The sequence below is a fragment of the Pontibacter sp. Tf4 genome (genome assembly GCF_014212495.1).
In the GTDB taxonomy this organism is placed as follows: domain Bacteria; phylum Bacteroidota; class Bacteroidia; order Cytophagales; family Hymenobacteraceae; genus Pontibacter.
Genome location: NZ_JACKZC010000002.1, coordinates 499,786 through 519,753 on the forward strand (window position 1 = coordinate 499,786; position 19,968 = coordinate 519,753).

At 48.6% G+C, this 19,968-nt stretch carries 16 protein-coding genes; 6 read left to right on the forward strand and 10 right to left on the reverse strand.

The window, feature by feature from the left end; genetic code table 11:
• Nucleotides 1-42 precede the first annotated feature (42 nt).
• From H7F15_RS05115 to H7F15_RS05130, 4 genes are all read left to right on the forward strand, one after another.
• Nucleotides 43-1,425: a DEAD/DEAH box helicase gene (locus H7F15_RS05115; protein ID WP_185195870.1), complete on the forward strand. Its 1,383-nt coding sequence runs from the start codon at nucleotides 43-45 to the stop codon at nucleotides 1,423-1,425.
• 98 nt (nucleotides 1,426-1,523) lie between these two features.
• On the forward strand, nucleotides 1,524-2,861 hold the full coding sequence (gene rmuC / locus H7F15_RS05120; RefSeq protein ID WP_185195871.1) for a DNA recombination protein RmuC: 1,338 nt from the start codon (nucleotides 1,524-1,526) through the stop codon (nucleotides 2,859-2,861).
• A 41-nt stretch (nucleotides 2,862-2,902) separates the two neighbouring features.
• Nucleotides 2,903-3,448 (forward strand): nuclear transport factor 2 family protein, encoded by a 546-nt coding sequence (locus H7F15_RS05125; protein ID WP_185195872.1) that lies wholly within the window; start codon nucleotides 2,903-2,905, stop codon nucleotides 3,446-3,448.
• A gap of 115 nt (nucleotides 3,449-3,563) precedes the next feature.
• On the forward strand, nucleotides 3,564-5,390 hold the full coding sequence (locus tag H7F15_RS05130) for a M2 family metallopeptidase (protein WP_185195873.1): 1,827 nt from the start codon (nucleotides 3,564-3,566) through the stop codon (nucleotides 5,388-5,390).
• Nucleotides 5,391-5,504: 114 nt separating this feature from the next.
• Here H7F15_RS05130 and H7F15_RS05135 read toward each other — a convergent pair whose 3' ends face one another.
• The 3 genes from H7F15_RS05135 to H7F15_RS05145 all read right to left on the reverse strand — a co-directional run bounded on the left by H7F15_RS05135 (nucleotide 5,505) and on the right by H7F15_RS05145 (nucleotide 8,537).
• Entirely contained in the window at nucleotides 5,505-6,749 is a 1,245-nt protein-coding gene (locus tag H7F15_RS05135) for a pyridoxal phosphate-dependent aminotransferase (protein ID WP_185195874.1), read from the reverse strand.
• 128 nt (nucleotides 6,750-6,877) lie between these two features.
• Complete coding sequence (locus H7F15_RS05140) at nucleotides 6,878-7,597, reverse strand: pirin-like bicupin family protein (RefSeq protein ID WP_185195875.1); 720 nt, start codon at nucleotides 7,595-7,597, stop codon at nucleotides 6,878-6,880.
• Nucleotides 7,598-7,766: 169 nt separating this feature from the next.
• The gene (locus tag H7F15_RS05145; RefSeq protein WP_185195876.1) at nucleotides 7,767-8,537 is read right to left on the reverse strand and encodes a LexA family transcriptional regulator; all 771 of its coding nucleotides are present in this window, start codon (nucleotides 8,535-8,537) and stop codon (nucleotides 7,767-7,769) included.
• A gap of 518 nt (nucleotides 8,538-9,055) precedes the next feature.
• On the opposite strand from H7F15_RS05145, the gene H7F15_RS05150 reads away from it, so the two are divergent.
• Complete coding sequence (locus H7F15_RS05150) at nucleotides 9,056-10,498, forward strand: S8 family serine peptidase (RefSeq protein WP_185195877.1); 1,443 nt, start codon at nucleotides 9,056-9,058, stop codon at nucleotides 10,496-10,498.
• A gap of 76 nt (nucleotides 10,499-10,574) precedes the next feature.
• Here the strand turns inward: H7F15_RS05150 and recQ are convergent, their stop codons facing one another.
• Entirely contained in the window at nucleotides 10,575-12,710 is a 2,136-nt protein-coding gene (gene recQ, locus H7F15_RS05155) for a DNA helicase RecQ (protein ID WP_370523456.1), read from the reverse strand.
• Between the two features lie 138 nt (nucleotides 12,711-12,848).
• On the opposite strand from recQ, the gene H7F15_RS05160 reads away from it, so the two are divergent.
• Nucleotides 12,849-13,184: a four-helix bundle copper-binding protein gene (locus H7F15_RS05160; RefSeq protein ID WP_185195878.1), complete on the forward strand. Its 336-nt coding sequence runs from the start codon at nucleotides 12,849-12,851 to the stop codon at nucleotides 13,182-13,184.
• A 160-nt stretch (nucleotides 13,185-13,344) separates the two neighbouring features.
• On the opposite strand, the gene H7F15_RS05165 is transcribed toward H7F15_RS05160, so the two are convergent.
• The 6 genes from H7F15_RS05165 to H7F15_RS05190 all read right to left on the reverse strand — a co-directional run bounded on the left by H7F15_RS05165 (nucleotide 13,345) and on the right by H7F15_RS05190 (nucleotide 19,960).
• Nucleotides 13,345-13,677 (reverse strand): phage holin family protein, encoded by a 333-nt coding sequence (locus H7F15_RS05165; protein ID WP_185195879.1) that lies wholly within the window; start codon nucleotides 13,675-13,677, stop codon nucleotides 13,345-13,347.
• 69 nt (nucleotides 13,678-13,746) lie between these two features.
• The gene (locus H7F15_RS05170) at nucleotides 13,747-14,841 is read right to left on the reverse strand and encodes an agmatinase family protein (RefSeq protein WP_185195880.1); all 1,095 of its coding nucleotides are present in this window, start codon (nucleotides 14,839-14,841) and stop codon (nucleotides 13,747-13,749) included.
• Nucleotides 14,813-16,141, reverse strand: a complete 1,329-nt coding sequence (gene speE / locus H7F15_RS05175; RefSeq protein ID WP_185195881.1) for a polyamine aminopropyltransferase — start codon at nucleotides 16,139-16,141, stop codon at nucleotides 14,813-14,815. The genes H7F15_RS05170 and speE overlap by 29 nt, the downstream gene beginning before the upstream one ends.
• Before the next feature lie 399 nt (nucleotides 16,142-16,540).
• Nucleotides 16,541-17,185: a chemotaxis protein CheC gene (locus H7F15_RS05180; protein ID WP_221626990.1), complete on the reverse strand. Its 645-nt coding sequence runs from the start codon at nucleotides 17,183-17,185 to the stop codon at nucleotides 16,541-16,543.
• A gap of 13 nt (nucleotides 17,186-17,198) precedes the next feature.
• Nucleotides 17,199-18,851, reverse strand: coding sequence for a chemotaxis protein CheA (locus H7F15_RS05185; RefSeq protein WP_185195882.1), 1,653 nt, complete (start codon nucleotides 18,849-18,851; stop codon nucleotides 17,199-17,201).
• Complete coding sequence (locus H7F15_RS05190; protein ID WP_185195883.1) at nucleotides 18,848-19,960, reverse strand: chemotaxis protein CheB; 1,113 nt, start codon at nucleotides 19,958-19,960, stop codon at nucleotides 18,848-18,850. The genes H7F15_RS05185 and H7F15_RS05190 overlap by 4 nt, the downstream gene beginning before the upstream one ends.
• Nucleotides 19,961-19,968 lie beyond the last annotated feature (8 nt).

The following is a 19,968-nucleotide window of genomic DNA, read 5'->3' on the forward strand; positions in this document are numbered from 1 at the left end:
AAGCAACTATAGGTTCGTACCTTTGCAGCTTATTCGCAAACTATGGCTACCACTTTCCAGAACCTCAAACTGAACCCTGTCATTCTGCAGAACCTGCAGGACCTTAACTATACAACGCCTACTCCTATCCAGCTCAGCGCAATTCCGTTGCTATTAAGCGGGCAGGATGTGGCCGCACAGGCAGAAACCGGAAGTGGAAAAACGGCCGCTTTTGGTTTGCCTATTATTCAGCAGGTAAACCCGGAGCAGCAGCAGATTCAGGCTTTAATTCTGGTACCGACGCGCGAGCTTGCCCTGCAGGTGCGCCAGGAATTAAAACAATACGCCAGAAATATCCCGAATTTAAAGATCAGTGCCTTTTACGGGGGACATTCCTTTTCGCAGGAACGCGCTTCGCTGGCACATCCGCCCCAGATTGCGGTGGCAACCCCAGGCCGCTTGACCGACCATTTGTTCCGGAAAACGCTTGACTTAGGCACGGTGAAACAACTGGTACTGGATGAAGCGGATAAATTACTGGAGATGGGTTTTGAAGAAGAGATCGATCAGATTATGGAAGCAATTCCAGCCAAACGCCAGGTCATTCTCTTTTCGGCCACCATGCCACAGGATGTGCAGGACCTGATCAAAGAATCGCTTAAAAATCCACAATTTATAAAAGCTTCTGCCAATGCCATTCCGGAACAGCTAACACTTATCGGGGTGAAAGTAGAGCAGCCACAGAAGCAGGATGTAGTGGTGAGCCTTCTGAGAAGTATAAATGCCGGTGGTACCGTAGTGTTCTGTAATACCCGCGCTGCAGCCGACGAACTGGCGCATGCCTTAAAAGCAGATGGCATAGCAGCCCGCCCACTGCATGGTGGCATGGAACAGCCGGATCGTGATAAAATGATGACCCTTTTCCGGAATGGAACCACACAGGTTTTGGTTGCGACAGACCTTGCCGCCCGCGGATTGGACATTGCCCTGCTGGAAACTATAGTTCATTATGAGCTTCCGGATGACCTGGCCGCCTACCAGCACCGCAGCGGCAGAACCGGCCGTGCCGGCAAAAAAGGAACCGTATACACGCTGGCTACTCCGCGCGATGAGCGCAAGCTCCGGGACTGGGATATGGTGCGCATGGACAACTGGCTTAAAGCAGAAGACCTTCTAAAAAAGGCTCCTGCCCAGCAAACAGCACAGGCAGCGGCATTTACAACTATAACTATAAACGCCGGCCGAAGAGAGAAGATCAGTCCGCGTGATATAGTTGGTGCTTTGATCGCTGAAACCGGAATGGCTTCTGATAAGATCGGGAAAATTGAAGTGCAGGACCGCAGCAGCTTTGTAGCCGTACCAAGCGCAGATGCCCAGACTATAGTTGAAAAACTGAACAACGGCAAAATCAAGGGCCGCAGGTTCCGGGTGCATGTCGTTAAGTAAACTATAGCTAACTATACGTGAATTAGCTAGCCTGTTTTAGCTAATTTCCTTAGCAAAACTATAGCGCCGAATACTAAAAAAGTTTACCTTTACCTGATATGGAGATATTAGTAGGTATAGCCGCATTTTTAGGAGGACTTATAGTTGCTTACCTGGCCCTGAAAGGCAAGGTTAACGCTTTGCAGCAAACTATAAATCAGTCGGCGGTGGCGCAGGGCGTGTTAGAGGGGCAAGCAAAGATAAAGGCTGAAGAAGCGGAACAACTGAAAGTCCAGCTCCGCGAAACGCAGACCGAGATACTGGACCTGACCAACGCCCTAACCAAAGCCGAAACCGACTACGATTACCTGAACAAGCGCCTGCAGGAACAGAACCAGGAACTGGAGCAACTCCGCGAGAAATTTCTGCAGCAATTCCAGAGCATTTCCAATCAGGTGCTGATGAACAATGCCGAGCACTTCAAAAAAGCCTCTGCAGAGAACCTCGAACAAATCCTCTCTCCATTGAAGGAACGTATCAAAGAGTTTGAAGCCAAGGTTGATTCTACCTATGAGAAGTCGCTGAAAGAAAGTGTATCGTTAAAAGAGCAGATCACGCAGCTGGCATCGCTTAACCAGCAAATGAGCCAGGATGCCCTGAACCTGACCAAAGCCCTGAAAGGTGAAAGCAAAACGCAGGGCAACTGGGGCGAGTACCTGCTCGAAAGCTTGCTGGAGAAATCCGGCCTGCGAAAAGGTGTGCATTACGAGCGCGAAGAAGTACGCCAGAACGACGAAAGCAAAGTATACCGCCCGGACGTCATTATCCGCCTGCCCGACAACAAGCACCTGGTCATCGACTCCAAACTATCGCTGGTGGCTTATGAAGCTTACTGTAGTTGCGAAGACGACACGCAGCTGGAAGCGTACCTGCGCAGCCACATCAATTCCATCCGTACGCACTTCCGTGATCTGAGCGGCAAAAATTATCACAGGCTGAGCGGTATCAATTCCCCGGATTTCGTGATGATGTATATTCCGATAGAACCGGCCTTTAACCTGGCACTGCAGCACGACCACGACCTGTTTACCGATGCCTTTGACAAGAACATTGTGCTGGTAACCACCTCTACCCTGCTGGCGACGCTGCGTACCGTAGCCGGTGTGTGGCGCCAGGAAGACCAGAAGCGCAACGTGATCCGGATTGCAGAAGAGAGCGGCCGCCTGTATGATAAATTTGTAGGTTTTGTGGAAGATTTGCGCCTGATCGGCAAGCACATGGAAAGCAGCCAGAGCGCTTACAACGCCGCCATGAACAAACTAACCGAAGGCAAGGGCAACCTGATACGCAAGGTGGAACAGTTGAAGGAATTAGGAGCCAAAACAAGCAAAACGATAGACGAAAGTTTATTACTGGAAGCGCAGGTAACGGAAGAGAAGTTGGAAAGAGAACTATAGTTTACTTTATACAGCAACTATAAACCAACCATAAAACCACTATGAAAAAACTTTTACCCGCGCTGCTTCTGCTGTTAGGCACAACTATAGCCTGCGAGCAACAGCCTACTGCTACCACCGGAATTGCAACGCCTGTAGCTTCAGAACCAGACACTACTGCAGCCCAAACTCAGGAGGCTGAAACTGTCAGGGTAATGCAGGCCATGTTCGATGCTTTTAACCGCCACGACCTGGTAGCCATGCAGGCCCTATACGCCGACAGCGCCATATTTATATCGCCGGAGATGCAGGAACCTGTAATTGGTGCACATCATGTAAAAACCATTTACGGACCACTGTTCGAGATGGCGCCAAATGTGAAGGACGTGGTGTTACATTACATCCACAACGGCGATGAAGTGGCAGTAGAGTTTGTATCAACGGGAACCGTAGAAAATATCGGGCCTAACGATCCAGCTGAAATGAAAGGCAAAAACTTCGAACTCAAAATATTTGCCCGCCTGAAAGTGAAAGATGGCAAAATAGTGGAAGACATCTCCTACTTCGACCAACTTGCTTTTCTGCAACAACTCGGCATGATGAACTAACTATAGAAACTGTAGCAGTTTAAGGCTATTGTTTTGTTTTATAGTTGCGCATCTATAGTTATTGTTTCTGCGCTGCTAACGTAGTACCTTAGTAAGATAACCACGAACTAAACTGATGAAAAGAATTATTCTCACCGGCTTAACAGCAGCTATACTATTCTCCTGCTCCAGCCAGAAATCTGAAACAGCAGAGAATACAGCCACCACCGAGGCAACTGCTGTTCAGCAACAAGCACAGGCTTTCCTGGATGATTACACGAAAACCTTTCAGGCGCTGTATACCAAGTCTGCAGAAGCGGAATGGGCATCTAACACTAAGATTGTGGAAGGCGACTCTACCAACGCGGTGGCTACCCGCCGCGCAAACGAGGCCTTTGCCGCTTTTACCGGTAGCGTAGAAAACATAGAGCAGGCCCGCAAGTACCTGGAGCAGAAAGACCAGCTTACCCCGATACAGGTAAAGCAGTTTGAAGCCATACTTTATGCCGGCGCCAACAACCCGCAAACCGTACCGGATGTGGTAAAGGCACGCATCAAAGCAGAGACCGAGCAGACTGAGAAACTATACGGGTTCGATTACCGCCTTTCAGGTAAGTCTGTCACTACCAACGACATCGACAACATCCTGAAAACAGAGAACGATGTAAAGAAGCGCTTAGCTGCCTGGAACGCGAGCAAGGAAGTAGGCCCCGGACTTAAACCCGGATTGCTGAAGTTACGCGACCTGCGCAACAAAACGGTACAAAGCCTGGGCTACGATGATTACTTTACCTACCAGGCTTCGGACTATGGTATGACGCGTGAGGAAATGATGGACATGATGGCGCAGATCAACAAAGACCTGTTGCCACTGTACCGCGAACTACATACCTACGCCCGCTACGAACTGGCTAAAAAATACGGTGTAAAACAAGTACCTGATTACCTGCCGGCGCACTGGCTGCCAAACCGCTGGGGCCAGGACTGGAGCCCGATGGTAGAAGTAAAAGGTATTGATCTGGATGGTGCCCTGAAAGCCAAAGGCGACAAGTGGCTGGTTGAGCAGGCTGAGCGATTTTACGTAAGCCTTGGATTTGACAAACTGCCTGAATCTTTCTACACCAAATCAAGCCTGTACCCGTTGCCTCCAAATGCCGGTTACAAAAAGAACAACCACGCATCGGCCTGGCACATGGACCTGGACAAAGATGTACGCTGCCTGATGAGCGTAGAGCCAAATGCGGAGTGGTATGAAACAACGCATCATGAACTGGGCCACATTTATTACTACATCAGCTACACCAACCCTGATGTGCCGGTATTGCTGCGCGGTGGCGCCAACCGTGCTTACCACGAAGCAATTGGCAGCTTAATGGGACTGGCCGCGATGCAGAAACCGTTCCTGGCAGAGTTACAGCTGATAGATAAAAACACACAGACCGACGAGGTACAAACCCTGCTGAAGGAGGCGCTGAGCTATGTAACCTTTATTCCGTTTGCAGCTGGTGTCATGAGCGAGTGGGAACACGATTTTTATGCCAAGAACCTGCCTGCCGACCAACTGAACAAGCGCTGGTGGGAACTGGCTAAAAAGTACCAGGGCATGGTGCCTCCTGCTGAACGTGGCGAAAATTACCTCGACCCTGCAACCAAAACCCACATCAACGACGATGCAGCGCAGTACTATGACTATGCCTTGTCCTATGTGATCCTTTTCCAGTTGCACGACCACATTGCCAAGAATATCCTGAAGCAGGACCCGCACGCTACCAATTACTATGGCAACAAGGAAGTAGGCAAGTTCCTGTACGATATCATGTATCCGGGCGCCTCCGTTGACTGGAGAAAGATGCTGAAAGAAAAAACCGGCGAAGAGTTAAGTGCAAAGGCGATGGTAGCCTATTTCCAGCCGCTGATAGAATACCTGAAGCAGCAGAACAAAGGCCGCAAGTACACTATCTAATCATGAATGCTGAATTATGAATTTATAGTTCGGCAACTATAGCAAAAAGGCCCGACAGCAAATTCTGTCGGGCCTTTTTATTGATTTTAAATACTGAAGCAAACTATAGCTTAACTATAGTGCCATTTCCAGTGGTCTTTGCTGCTTACTTCCCTGCTGATAAGTGCTCAGGAACAGGGCCAATTTGTCCATTGTCTGGCTTAGCTCTTCTACACCTGGCAGGTAAACAACCCTAAAGTGATCCGGTTTCTGCCAGTTAAAGCCGCTACCATGTACCAGCAACACCTGCTGTGCCTCCAGGAAATCAAGCACAAACTGCATGTCGCTCTGGATGTTGAATTTCTTTACATCGATCTTCGGGAAAAGATAGAATGCACCTTTTGGCTTCACGCAGGAAATACCCGGTATAGCAGATAATTTCTCGTAGCAGATAGCACGCTGCTGACCTAACCTGCCGGTTGGCAATACCATGCTGTCCACTGTGGTTGGGCCTTCCAGCGCTACTTGTAGCGCAAACTGAGCGGGTACGTTGCTGCACACACGCAGGCTCGCCAACAGGTTCAGCCCCTCAAGGTAGCTGGTAGCTTTGTGTTTAGCACCGCTTACCATAATCCAGCCTGCTCTGTAGCCTGCTGCCAGGTAGTTTTTAGATAGCCCGCTAAGCGTTACAAACAAGACCTTATCAGACAGCGTTGCCGTAGAAGTAAACTCTGTTCCATCATACAGGATCTTATCGTAAATCTCGTCAGAGAAAATAACCAGGTTATGCTCTTCGGCTAACTGTACGATTTCCTGCAGCAACTCTTTAGAATAAACGGCACCGGTCGGGTTGTTCGGGTTGATGATCAGGATGGCCTTTGTGCGGCTGTTGATCTTGCTTCTGATATCGGATACATCCGGGAACCACTCCGATTCTTCGTCGCAGAGATAATGTACGGCCTTGCCACCAGCAAAACGCACCGACGCTGTCCAGAGCGGATAGTCCGGGGAAGGCACCAGCACCTCGTCACCATCGTTCAGGAGCGTCTGCACCGACTGCATGATAAGCTCGCTCAGTCCGTTGCCCAGGAAAATATCGTCCACATGAATGTTGGCAATGCCCTTCTTTTCGTAGTAGCGCTTCACTGCTTCGCGCGAGCTCAATAATCCCTTATGATCGGAATAGCCCTGCGCCTGGTGCATGTTGTCTATAATATACTGAACCATGGCCGGAGGGGCATCAAACCCGAAGGGCGCCGGGTTTCCGATATTCAGTTTTGTAATGTAGTGCCCCTGTTGTTCCAGTTCTTTCGCTTTTTCGTATACCGGCCCACGTAAGTCGTAAGACACATTGTTCAAACGATCGCTTTTAAGTATCATTATGCTTTAATTTTTAAGCCAAGATACCAAACCCTTTCATGCTTTGCTAAAATAAAAGTGGCTGTACAAGTTAATTGTACAGCCACTCCGTTTAATTATTTCAGAAGTGATAATTATAGTTGATTTTGTTAATAATTAGCCTCTACGGCCGGAACATCCACTAAAATAAACGACACTTTGGAAGTAGCATGGAAAGAGATCATGTCCTGGTCTTCGAGGCGAAGCTGGTCGTTATCGCCAAGCTCCACACCGTTAACGATGATGTTGCCTTCCAGCACATAAACCAGGCTCTTGCGCAGCTTGTAGGTCTGGTAATCAAAATCCTTGCCCTGGCTGAAGTTGCCATAATAAATAGTGGAGTTGGAATTGATGAACGCTACATCTTCCAGCACTTTCTGGCCGGTTACAAGTGGTACGAGCTCATCTTTTTTATCCAGGAAATCGATCTTCATCTGTTCATACGACGGCATCAGGCCACGCTTGTTTGGCAGAAACCATAGTTGCAGCAAATGTACATCTGCTTTCGAGCGGTTTGCTTCCGAATGTGTGATGCCCGTTCCGGAGGTCATGCGCTGTACTTCCCCGGCTCCTACTACCAGGTCGTTGCCCAGGCTATCGGTATGCGTTATCTCGCCATCCAATACTATAGTTACAATCTCCATCTCGGTGTGCGGGTGCATCGGGAAACCCGAGTCCGGGCTCACCACGTCATCATTAAAAACGCGAAGCGGCCCAAACTGCACATTTGCCGGATCATAATAATCTGCGAATGAGAAAAGGTAATTGGAACGGAGCCACTCTCCTGTTCGTGCTTCATGGCGCTCGGAAGCTGCTATCTGTCTGATCATTCTGCTGCTATCTGTATAGTTATTGCATACTGCACACTCATCAATACTGTTAGCCTTTACGCATAATCAGCTATAGTTGTTAAGATAGGGGTTGAGCCAAGCCTGCACCCATAAAAAAACCTGCACCGGGGCGGGTGCAGGTTTAAACTATAGTTATAACCTGAAGCGGTTAATCTACTTTCTTCAGTTTCTGCATTTCTTTCTGCAAATCAAGCACGATCGATGAAAGCTTGTCGAGCGACAGGTCGGCGATCGGGAAGGTGGAGCTGATATAAGACTTTGCTTCCCAGATTTCCAGGATGTCTTCTACATGCAGTTCATAAGGCGAGTACACCGGGTTGTCGGAGTGCAGGCGCAGCACGGCGCCATCCTGTAGTTTGTGGTAAATACGTTTGAACACCACACCTTCTTTCTGGCTGACGATGATGCAGGGTGTACCGTCTTTTATAGTTTTCCAGTCTTCTACGTAGCGGCCAACTATAACCGTACCTGAGGTGATCGGCAGCATGGAGTCGCCACTGATCTCGAAGGCGCGGAACGTACCGCTGTTACCCAGCATTGGTAAACGGAAACGGGGAAGCTCTTCAATAAACTCCGGATCGGCATAGCCGTTCAGGTAACCAGCGCTTGCCTTTAGCGGCACAAGCTCTATGTTTTCGTTATCATCGCCATCTACAGTAATAGCCAGCACACGCATTTTACCTGTAGTTGGTGTAACTGCTTTTGCAGATGTTTGCTCCGTGGCCAGGTCTGTAGTTATAAGTTCATCCAGCGTAATATGGAACAGGTTGGCAATATTTACAAGTGTACTGAGCTTAGGCTCTGCCCTACCCTCTTCATAAGCACCTACCAACGAGCGCTTTATATCCAGTTTTTCAGCGAGTTGCGCCTGTGTGTAACCCGCTTTTTTGCGAAGATGCCTTAAATTAGATGTAACCATAGCCTTAATGCCAATTGAGTTAGCTTAAAATCGTTGTTTTAGTTACCTGGCAGCAACTAAAGTGTAAATATACGTGATAGCCGGCTAATTTACTAATTAATTTAGCATTTATTATCAATTATACTTTCCTTAGCGATACCCGAACTATAACACACCTCTCAATTCTTACTTTAGTTACACTTTGCACTACTCCAGCTATTTAGAAAAAGGTAACTATAGCTAGCATAGTAAAACACCATAAATATCGGTAAAATATAACTTAAACATAGTATTTATTGCATATTAAGCGTTGTAAATTTATTTTAATTCAATTTTGCAACTTTAAAATATGTTACTACATTAGCAATCAGAAAGATTAACAGGCCTTACCGGAATAACTAAATCTTGCTTTAATACAATAAATAAGAACAACTTAAATTGTAGTTCTACTTTTGAACTATAAAGAGAGAACGCCGGTTAGGTCTCAAAATCAGAAAAAGTTTCAGAATTTAATTTTCAACTTTTAGCCAAAGTTTTTTATGATTTCAAGCGCATTCAAGAAGGCCGTTTACGCGGCTGTTCTGGGTTCTGCTGTTACACTTAGCAGCTGCCAGAAAGAAGACCTGATGGAAAATCAGTTCGACGCTACCCAACCCTCTTTTGCAGCAGTGCATGGTCAGCCCATCGAAGGCCAGTACATTGTAGTAATGAAGAAAGGAAACAACCTGGATGCCAGCCGCAGCAGCAACATGACCGTTGCCGACCGCGAAACGGTAAAAACAGCCAGACAGCGCCTGATCCAGAACTTAAAACTGGAAGCTGCTGATGTAAAAGAAACCTACGAAGGCGCAGTAAATGGTTTTGCAGCTAAGCTTACCGCAGAGCAGTTAGCCGACCTGAAGAACAATCCTGAAGTAGCTTACATTGAGCAGGACCGCGTAATATCGCTTGGCAAACCATCTTTTGCTTACGCCAAAAAAATTAAAGACACTGCCCCGAATAAAGGTGGCAAGAACAAAGGCACCGAACCAGCTCCGACTGAGCCAACTCCAACTCCAACTCCAACTCCAACTCCTACTGAACCAGCTCCGGAGCCAACCCCTACCGAGCCTGTGCCAACCGAACCGGCTCCTACCGAGCCTGCTCCAACGGAACCAGCTCCAGTAGTAACAGAGCCAGCTCCATCAACAGGCACATACAAGACCATTACGCCGGTTGCCGGCGAGCTTGTGCCCTGGAACATTGCCCGCGTTGGTTACGGTGATGGTACCGGTAAAACGGCCTGGGTTATCGACTCTGGTATCGACACTGACAACCCGGACCTGAACATTGACCTGAAAAGAAGTGCGTCGTTTATCTACGGTGTTACATCAGTTGAAGACGGTTATGGCCACGGTACTATAGTTGCCGGTATCATCGGTGCTAAAAACAACGGATCAGGTATGATCGGGGTAGCATCGGGTGCCACTATAGTTGCCCTGCGTGTATTTGATGACGCTGGTCAGGGAACAATGTCGCGCGCTATTTCGGCAGTGAACTACGTAATTAATGTTGGCGCAGCCGGCGATGTGGTAAACATGAGCCTTGGTGGCGGCATTTCTTCTACGCTGGATAACGCTGTGAAAACGGCAGCTGCCAAAGGAATTATGTTCGCCATTGCATCAGGTAACAGCAGCACAGATTGTATCAACAACTCGCCTGCCCGTGTAGATGCAACAAATGTGTACACGGTATCGGCTATGGACAGATATGACCGTTTCGGTTCTTTCTCTAACTATGGCACGCCTGTAGACTTCTCTGCTCCTGGTGTAGCTGTGACCAGCACTACCAACACCGGCAACCTGACCAATAACGCACACGGTACTTCGTTTGCTGCGCCACACGTAGCAGGTATACTGTTGCTGCAGGGCAAAGTAATTGCAAACGGCACCGTAACCGGCGACGTAGACGCTAATCCGGATGCAATTGCCGTGCTAAAATAAGCTGAATCAGATTAAGGTTAAATAAAGAAGCCGGTCCCAGTTGGGCCGGCTTTCTTGTTTTATAGTCTATAGTTGCTTACCTGCTCTGTGCTACCTTATATAATGCGATCGAAAGCCTGATCTTGTGGTATTCGTACTGCTCTTTCAAGGCATCATACAGGTCTTTCAGCTTTGCGTCGGGCCCCAGACTATAGATGGCCTTCTCAATGGCCTGATACTCTTTTGGGCTTACAAATTTATGCAGGTCAACCTCATAGCCCTGTTCGTATAGCGTTGCCAGGTGCGAGTAGATCGTTACCGGGTTTAAGTTACGCTCCCGGGCTATCTGCTCCGGGTTACTGCCACGCTGGTATAGTTCGTAGGTTACCAGATGGGTAGCGCCTTTCAGTTTATTGCCTTTTTCCTGCTCTTCGGTCACAAAGCTGATGATCTCGTTCACAAAATCATAGCCGTACCGCTCATACTTCACAGACCCTACTCCGGAGATAGAAAGCATCGCAATGCGGTTGGCCGGCTTTTCAGCAGCCATTTCCTGCAGGGTATTATCCGAAAAGATCACGTAAGGCGGTACACCATGTTCATCGGCCAGACGTTTGCGCAGTGCCCTTAACCGCTCAAATAACGCATCCTGTATTACCTCTTTCTTCGGTCTGGCTTTGGTGCGGACTTCCTCTACTGGCTGTTTTACTTCGTCAAATTTCACGAGTTGTACCGGACGCCCTTCAAACAGTACCTGCCGGCTTTGCTCGGTTAACTTCAGGGTATAGTTCTGGTCGTAAGCTAATTCCACAAGTCCGGCGTTCAGCATCTGGTGCAGGTAGCGTTGCCAGTCCATGGTACTCACATCGCGGCCGGCACCGTAGGTTTTTATCTGGTGATAGCCACCCTCCAGCACCTGCGCATTCCGGGAGCCTCGCAGTACATCTATCAGCAGGCCCATGTTTACCTGCTCCTGTGTGCGGGCAATGGCAGAAAGCGCCTTCTGGGCCAGCAGGGTTCCATCAAAAGAAGTAGGCGGATTACGGCAGATATCGCAGTTGCCACAGTCTTTGCGCATGGTTTCACCGAAGTACTGCAGCAAAATACGGCGACGACAGATAGTGGCCTCGGCGTATTGCTGCATGCGTTCCAGCTTTACAAGTTGCAGTTCTACCTGTTGTTCCTTGCCTTCCATCAGCATACTGCGCATGCTCATTACATCGGCGTAACTATAGAACAGCAGCGCATCCGACTTGGCACCATCACGACCGGCGCGGCCTATTTCCTGGTAGTAGCCTTCTATATTTTTGGGCAGGTTATAGTGTATCACCCACCGCACATTCGATTTATCAATTCCCATCCCGAAAGCCACAGTTGCACACACGATCTGCACATCATCTTTCAGAAAATCTTCCTGGGCTTTGGCACGTTGGCTGGCATTCATGCCGGCATGGTAACTGGTAGCCCGGTAACCTTGTCGTTTCAGTTTGTCGGCAATAGCTTCGGTGCCTTTGCGGCTCAGGCAATATATAATGCCCGGCTGGCCACGATGGCGGTCCAGAAACTCAGTGATCTTATTGAACCTGTCGCGGCCGGGTTTTACCATCAAATTAATGTTGGGCCTGTCGAACGAGGAAATGAAAACCTGCGGATCATGTAGAGCAAGCTGCTCCTGAATGTCTTTCTGCGTCAGTTTGTCGGCAGTGGCGGTCAGGGCAACCATAGGTGTTTGCGGGAACTGCTGCTTCAGTATTCTGAGCTGCGTATACTCCGGACGGAAATCGTGGCCCCAGGCAGAGATACAGTGCGCTTCATCTACAGCAAACAGCGATACCTGCAAGCGTTTCAGGAAAGAAAGAAAGCCGGCGGAAAGCAGTTTTTCAGGAGAAACATAGAGCAGCTTCAGGTCACCGGCCAGGCAGGCATTCTCTATGCGGTATTGCTCATCTGCGCCCAACGAACTGTTCAGGTAAGCGGCTTTAATACCGTTCTCCAGCAGAGCCTCTACCTGGTCTTTCATCAGGGCAATAAGCGGGGATACAACTATAGTTATACCGGGCATTACCACGGCAGGCACCTGGTAACAAACAGACTTTCCGCCACCGGTCGGCATCAGCACCACTACATCCTGCCGCTGCAGTATACAGGAAATAATCTGCTCCTGCATCGGCCTGAAACTATCGTAACCAAAGTATAACTTTAACGCCTCGCGCGCTTCCCTGATCTCCATCATTTTTAACTGTACTGCTCGTTTCTCTTTACCCAAAGATACGGCTTATTTGCCTAACCCTGTAGTGTTACTTACCCACAGGTTTATAACTAACTACACCTGAGCGCGTAGTTTAATTCATCAGAACTATAAAATAAAACTATGAAATCAGAGAGAACAAACAACCTGGAGCATGTGCTCATTAAATGTATTACTGCCTGCGAAACCTGCGCTACCATGTGCCTGCAGGAAGAAGATGTGAAGATGATGGCGCGCTGCATTATGCTGGACCGCGACTGTGCCGATATGTGTACCTTAACAGCCCGCTTTGTAGCACGAAACTCGGAACATGCCAAGCATGTAATGAAGGAATGTATCGAGATCTGCCGCGCCTGTGCCGACGAATGTGGCAAACACCAGCACGACCATTGCCAGAAATGTGCCGAAGCCTGCCGCGAATGCGCCGATGCCTGTGAGCAGTGGATGAACGGACGGTGAGAATTAAAAATTAAGAATTACGAATTAGGAATGATAATTTGATGGGCACTAAACTATAACCGGTGCCTGAACTATAGGTAAATACAGGTTGAACCTGTGATATAAAAAAGCGGCGCCGGAGGAAATTCCGGCGCCGCTTTAACTATAGTTTATAGTTTACTTAAAATATAAAATCGAGGATGGCTGAAATGATGGCCATGACGATACTGAACAGTAACGCCGAAATAAAACCACTCACTTCAAACCCGGCAATCAGGTAATCGGCTAACAGGATGATGAGCGCGTTGATGACCAAAAGGAACAGCCCTAATGTGAGCACTGTAACCGGTATGGTCAATATTACCAGTATGGGGCGTACTACTGCATTCAGCAGCGCCAGCACCAGTGCCAGTATGATAGCCGTCAGAAAAGTATCGATGTGGACGCCAGGCAGAATATAGGAAGCCGCCAGGGCTGCAACACCGGTAATCAGAAGTTTAATAATGAATCCCATAGTTATAACCTTAAATGTATATAGTAAAGGTATATTATTAACCTGAGTACGGCTCTCTGACTATAAAGATTAAAAATCAGCTTTCAGCCTGCCCTGCGATACCGCCATCCAGTTACAGATCTTGTACAGCATACGCGCTCCTACGTTTCCGTTCCACTCGGTCTCTCCCGGGCCAACTTCGTTCAGGTCGCAGCCAATGATCTCACGGCCCGATTTTACCAGTTGCTTGATCAGGTATACGGCTTCCTCAAACTCAAGCCCGCCAGGCACTGGTGTTCCTGTTCCCGGGCAAAGTTTCGGGTCAAGGGCATCAATATCGAAGCTCAGGTATACTTTCTGTGGAAGCTGCGCAATGATCTTTTTGCACTCTTTCTTCCAGCTCTCGCCAGCGTACAGGTTCTCTTTGATCACGGCATCATAGAACATGGTAATACGCCCGTTCGACTGCTCTGCCATCTCTGCCTCTGACTGGGCCAGATCGCGGATACCAACCTGCACCAGTTTTTTAACCTGCGGCAGTTGCAGGGCATTGTACATGATAGAGGCATGCGAGTACTTGAAGCCTTCGTAAGCAACGCGCAGATCTGCGTGGGCATCCAGCTGCAGTATACCGAATTCCTCGTGCCTTTCGGCCATGGCGTGTATCAGGCCAAGCGGGGTACTATGGTCGCCGCCCAATAAACACACTGCTTTGCCCTGGTCCATGTAGTTCAGGGCTTTTTCTTTTAGCCACTGCAGCAGCTCCTCTCCTTTTGCATTTACTTCGGCGGGCACATCCTGTAGTTCGGCGGCATTTTCTTCGGCCTGTCCTTCTTCCAGCCAGGTAATGTATTTTTCTGCTTTCCCGCGCAGCTCATCGCTCACGGCGTGCCACTCCTCCGAGATCTCTTCCATGGCAATGCCTACTTTCCAGGCATCTTTTATGGCAGGCTCAAACAGATCTATCTGCGGCGAGGCGTTAAATACGGCTTCAGGTCCGTTGGCTGTTCCGGCGCTATACGATACGGTTACTTCCCACGGCACAGGTATCACCACTACTTCGGCTTCGTCTACGGTAAACGGCAACCCGAAAAGGCCGGCGTTCACGTCTCCTACACCACTTGGGTCGAAGTTGGCAATTTTTTCTGCTTTGCTGTTAGGCTGTTGGTTCTGCGGAGTACTCATCGGTTACCTGACCTGGTTTAGTGTTTAACAGTTCTTTTACAAAATTAGGCAGCGCAAAAGCAGCCTTGTGTATGTCTTCGTTATAGTATTTCAGTCCCTGTGCTTTTGAGAAAGCGGATGCTGCATTTACATCAAACGTAAGCGGATGCGCATCGCCTTTAGAAGAATACGAGAAGCTCCAGGTGCCGGTCGGATAGGTAGGAATGGCTGCCAGGTAGCAATGTACTTTCTCTTTGCCGAAGATCTGCTTATAGGTATCATAGATCTCTACAAACACGGCACTGTTAAAGCGTGGCGATTCACTCTGTGTGATCATGATGCCATCTTTGGTTAAGCAACGGTATACTTCCTGATAGAATTCGGCGGTAAACAAGCCTTCGCCGGGACCAACCGGATCCGCTGAATCAACGATGATCAGGTCGTAACGGCCGTCTTCGCATTCTTTTATGTACTTAATGCCATCTTCTACCAGCAGGTTCAGACGCGGGTTATCAAACGCTACGGCTGTTTCCGGTAAGTGCAGTTTGCAGGCTTCTATCACCAGCTCGTCAATTTCTACCAGCGTTACTTCTTCCAGTTGCTCGTGGCGGAGCAATTCGCGCACCGTGCCGCCATCGCCGCCGCCAATAACCAATGCTCTTTTCGCCTTCGGGTTGCTGAACATCGGCACGTGCGTGATCATTTCGTGGTACACATATTCGTCTTTCTGGGTGCACATCACCATGCCATCCAGGGTAAGAAGGTTACCATAAGCAAAGGTTTCGAATACCTCTACGCGCTGGTAAGGAGAATCTTTTTTGTATAACTGGTTGCCGGTATGTTTTAGCGAAAGGGCAATGTTCTCGTCACGCTCGGTAAACCACACATCGCGGGTTATAGTACCAATTTTCTCCTCAGGGCGCGGCGACACATCACGCAGCGACTCCAGGTTAAATTCTGTTCGTTTCAGAAGGTCCAGCTGGCCGCGGCGGCACTCCATGGCCGACCCGTGGCTGGCTTCGAACGCATCTTTCAGGTAGTTATAACTAACCCACGGATCAACCGAATCGCCGCAGGTAAACAGGTCAACGGCGGCATAGCCGTACTCCGGCCAGGTATGAATGGCAAGGTGACTTTCCTGAATCACGACCACACCGGACACTCCGTATGGCGAGAAATGGTGAAATGTACTGTTAATGACGGTGGCCCCGGCCGTTTCGGCAGCTGCAACCATGCTGTTCTCGATGTGAACCACGTCGTTCATCAGCTCCGGAGAACAGTTGTAAAATTCTACCAGGATGTGTCTTCCTAATGCGTTCATTAAATGCGTGTAAGTTGTAAGAATTGAATTTAGCTGGCAAAAAAACGAAAACTATACCTATAATCAAAAGTATAGCTACCAGCCAAACATATACCCGCTTGGTTTGCAATTAGTTATAATTAAAGAAACCGGATTGCAACCCGAATAGAAGCGCATTTACAGAAAAGAGCCAGCCAGAAGACATCGGCGGCAAGAATGGGAATAGATCAGAAACTATAGCAGCAACCTTACAGACTTTGGTTTTAAAGTAATAACCAGCGATTAGCTGAAACTATAAACTATAAACTATAAACTATAAACTATAAACTATAAACTATAAACTATAAACTATAAACTATAAACTATAAACTATAAACTATAAACTATAAACTATAAACTATAAACTATAAACTATAAACTTCAGATAGGTTTATTCTTGTCCATTTCAAAAGCTCGGATAATTTCCAGAATCTTCAGGAAAGTGCCTGTGTCAAAAAAGAGCAGCAGCGGTAACTCTACACTCTTATAGTTGTGCGTAAACTTGGTGATGACTGTGAACACCAGTGGCTGAAACAACGGGTGCTGCACCAGTATATCTTTCAACGAATCGGCAATGTGGCTTTTAGGTGCTTTGGGCGGTGAACCGTAGATGTTGGCTTTCAGGATATTGGCCAGCTGTGTAACAAGCGCACCGGTAATGATATTGCTGATTTCGAGCAGCAGCGACTCCTGCATGGCCGAAACCTCGCCTTTCTGCACTTCTACCATGTTCAGGCAAACCTCTGACAGGCGCTTTACATGGTCATTAGAGAAGAGCATGAGTGTAGCGCCGTTAAACTCCCCTTTTATATCCGACTGGATAATAAAATGAGTGCTCTCATATTTTGCTACCAGTTTCAGGAGCTCCTTTACCTCTATAAGCTGTATGTCCGGCACTTTCAGGAGCACCTTATCTTTGGCAATAGCTGCAAAAGAATCAGCGGCACGGGCAAGCCCTATATTAAGTATCTCCTTAATAATGTCGCGTTCAAGATCAGTTACGTGAGGTTCCGTTATATTCGTCATGCTACTAAAAATTTTACTCGGCCGCTATCGTTTGTCTTTTGCTGATAAAATACCGCGTTATAGCAGGTACATCCAGCACAAGGCACACACTTCCTGATCCGAGTAAGGTTACACCTCCATACAGGTCGATCGTGTCGAGCGGCTTGTTAAGCGGCTTTACAACAATATCCTGCTGCCTGTATAGTTTGTCAACAATCAACCCCAGTTTTCTGTTGTTGTAAGATACTATAATTATATTCTGTACCAGGCCTTTCAGCTTGGTTTTATCTCCAAAGTTTATTTCCTGCTCTTTCACGTTCAGCAGCTCGTGCAGGTACACTACCGTTATGGTCTCTCCCAGCACATCGGCTACCAGTACTCCGCCCACTTCGTGCAGCTCACTTACTTCCATGGCCACCACCTGCTCGGTATGTATCAGCGGAATGGCATAGAAGATCTCATCTACCTCAAACAACAGGGCACCTTTTACGGCGATAGAAGTTGGCAGTTGCAGGGTAAAGGTAGTTCCCACCCCTTTTTTTGAATCTACCCGGATACGGCCGCCAATAGAGTCTACCGCATTCTTTACCACATCCAGTCCAACGCCCCTGCCCGAAAACTCTGTTACCTCTTTTGCCAGCGAAAAGCCAGGCTCGAACAGGTACGACAATGCCTCGGTATCAGGTAAATGCTCTACCGCCGCGTTTGATAGCAAATTCCGGTCAACTATAGCTTTGCGCACCTGGCTCAGGTCAATGCCCCGGCCGTCATCGGTCAGCTGTATCTGTACGTTTTCGCGGTCGTTGCGCGCTACCAGCGACAGCTTTCCTGTGGCGGGTTTTCCTTTTTTAATGCGCTGCTCCGGTTTCTCGATGCCATGGGTAATGGCGTTACGCACCAGGTGCAGCAACGAGTCGGTAATGATCTGCAGGATGTTCCTGTCTATCTGTATGTCGTGGCCGGCCAGCGTAAGATCCACTTCCTTTTTCTCGGCTGTGGCAATATCGCGCACAATACGCGGGAACTTGTTAAAGAGCGAACCAATGCTAACCAGGCGTGCATCCATAATGCTGTACTGCAGGTCTTCGGTAATACGGTTCAGGTGCGAGCTTACTACTTTCAGCTCATCGTTCTCCAGTTCCCGGCTTATCGACACAATGCGGTCTCGGTCAATTACCAGCTCGCCAACCAGGTTAAGCAGGTGGTCCAGTTTTTTGATTTGGATGTACACCAGCTCCGACAGCGATAGGTTTTTGGACGTGTTGTACCGCCGTACTTTGGCCAGCTCAATCGTGCTATCCGACAGGTTATCAACTATAATATCGAGGTTACGGAGCAGTACCGGGTCCGGCTCGCCATAGTTTTCGTTGTCGATGTTATGGATCAGCTCGCCTAACAGGTCCACACCTTCGAACAGCACCGTTACTACTTCGTCGCTGAACTGTAGTTCCCGGTTGCGAATCAGGCTGAAGGCGGTTTCGAGCTTATGCGATACATCGGAGATGCGCAGATACCCGATGGCCTTGGCATTAGCCTTCAGGTTATGCAGCAAACGGAAAATCTCGGCCAGCAGCTGGTCATCCTGCGGTCGTTTTTCCAGGTCGCTGATATGCCGGTTAAGAGCATCAAAATACTCCAGCGCCTCTGCTATAAATATCTCTTTGTATTCCTGTTCTCTCGATTTCATAAAGTATCGCCGGTTGCGCCGGCGGTAATGCTGTTTGCCACAAAACTGTTCAGGAATTGTGGTATCTCCGACAGAGGCAGCACATGGTGCGATACGCCGCTGTCAATCACAGAGCGGGCCATCCCGAAAATAGTGGAAGAAGCCTTGTCCTGTGCCACAATGGTGCCGCCGCGCCTGTAAATGGCTGCAGCTCCTTTGGTCCCGTCTTTCCCCATTCCGGTCAGGATAACCCCGATCACCTGTTTTATAGTGCTGTTCGCTACCGATTGCATCAGCAGGTCAACAGAAGGTTGTTCGTCACTCTGTATTTCATCTCCTGCAAACCCAACCTTATAGTTTGCATTGTTGCCTAAAACCGGATGTACTACCATGTTGCGCCCGCCCGGTGCCACGATCACATTATTTGGCCTTAGCAACAGCCCTGTTCTGCCTTCCTTTACTGTTAAGCCGGTCTGCCGCTGCAACCGTTGCACAAACGATTTGCTAAAACCAGCCGGCAAATGCACTGCCAGCAGTATGGTGGCGCTCAGTTCCGCAGAAAGCTCTTTCACCAGAAATTCTACTGCCTGCTGGCCGCCTGTTGAGGCGCCGATCACTATCACGGAGTCTACCAGTGGTTCAGGCTTCGGTTCTTCGGTAACTATAGTTTCCGCTTCCTGCAGCACTTTCGCCAGTTGTAGTTCCATATCAGCTATAGTTACCAGCCGGGCAGTACGCACCTTGTCTATCACTTTGGCTGCTATGTTCCTGTAGTTCGGGTATCGTTTATGATCCGTATCCGAAACAAACGCGTAAACACCCAAACGCATAGCATGTTGTATTAAATCTGCTGTCAGTTGTTCACGTTTCAGCAGCAGTACAACCGGTACCGGCGCTTCATGAAAGATCCGCTGCAGTGCAAACAGATTTTTATTGCCGGGTAAACTATAGTTCAGGAGTACCACATCCGGCCGCTGCTGTTTTACAAGCTTCACCAGCGCATCGGCATCAACCGCTCCGCCGGCAACCTGCAGGTCGGGCTCCTCTTCCAGTATGTTCCCGAGCACTAAACGCGCGCGGCTCGACTGGTCTGCCAGCAACACCCTTATCCTGGTACCCGAAACACTCATAAAAATTC

What these genes read in the sequence shown, in the direction of transcription:
- H7F15_RS05185 (WP_185195882.1), bottom strand. Translation starts at nt 18,851, where the DNA reads ATGAAATCGAGAGAACAGGAATACAAAGAGATATTTATAGCAGAGGCG.
- H7F15_RS05160 (WP_185195878.1), top strand. Translation starts at nt 12,849, where the DNA reads ATGAAATCAGAGAGAACAAACAACCTGGAGCATGTGCTCATTAAATGT.
- speE (WP_185195881.1), bottom strand. Translation starts at nt 16,141, where the DNA reads ATGAACGCATTAGGAAGACACATCCTGGTAGAATTTTACAACTGTTCT.
- H7F15_RS05115 (WP_185195870.1), top strand. Translation starts at nt 43, where the DNA reads ATGGCTACCACTTTCCAGAACCTCAAACTGAACCCTGTCATTCTGCAG.
- rmuC (WP_185195871.1), top strand. Translation starts at nt 1,524, where the DNA reads ATGGAGATATTAGTAGGTATAGCCGCATTTTTAGGAGGACTTATAGTT.
- H7F15_RS05190 (WP_185195883.1), bottom strand. Translation starts at nt 19,960, where the DNA reads ATGAGTGTTTCGGGTACCAGGATAAGGGTGTTGCTGGCAGACCAGTCG.
- H7F15_RS05170 (WP_185195880.1), bottom strand. Translation starts at nt 14,841, where the DNA reads ATGAGTACTCCGCAGAACCAACAGCCTAACAGCAAAGCAGAAAAAATT.
- recQ (WP_370523456.1), bottom strand. Translation starts at nt 12,710, where the DNA reads ATGATGGAGATCAGGGAAGCGCGCGAGGCGTTAAAGTTATACTTTGGT.
- H7F15_RS05145 (WP_185195876.1), bottom strand. Translation starts at nt 8,537, where the DNA reads ATGGTTACATCTAATTTAAGGCATCTTCGCAAAAAAGCGGGTTACACA.
- H7F15_RS05130 (WP_185195873.1), top strand. Translation starts at nt 3,564, where the DNA reads ATGAAAAGAATTATTCTCACCGGCTTAACAGCAGCTATACTATTCTCC.
- H7F15_RS05135 (WP_185195874.1), bottom strand. Translation starts at nt 6,749, where the DNA reads ATGATACTTAAAAGCGATCGTTTGAACAATGTGTCTTACGACTTACGT.
- H7F15_RS05125 (WP_185195872.1), top strand. Translation starts at nt 2,903, where the DNA reads ATGAAAAAACTTTTACCCGCGCTGCTTCTGCTGTTAGGCACAACTATA.
- H7F15_RS05180 (WP_221626990.1), bottom strand. Translation starts at nt 17,185, where the DNA reads ATGACGAATATAACGGAACCTCACGTAACTGATCTTGAACGCGACATT.
- H7F15_RS05150 (WP_185195877.1), top strand. Translation starts at nt 9,056, where the DNA reads ATGATTTCAAGCGCATTCAAGAAGGCCGTTTACGCGGCTGTTCTGGGT.
- H7F15_RS05140 (WP_185195875.1), bottom strand. Translation starts at nt 7,597, where the DNA reads ATGATCAGACAGATAGCAGCTTCCGAGCGCCATGAAGCACGAACAGGA.
- H7F15_RS05165 (WP_185195879.1), bottom strand. Translation starts at nt 13,677, where the DNA reads ATGGGATTCATTATTAAACTTCTGATTACCGGTGTTGCAGCCCTGGCG.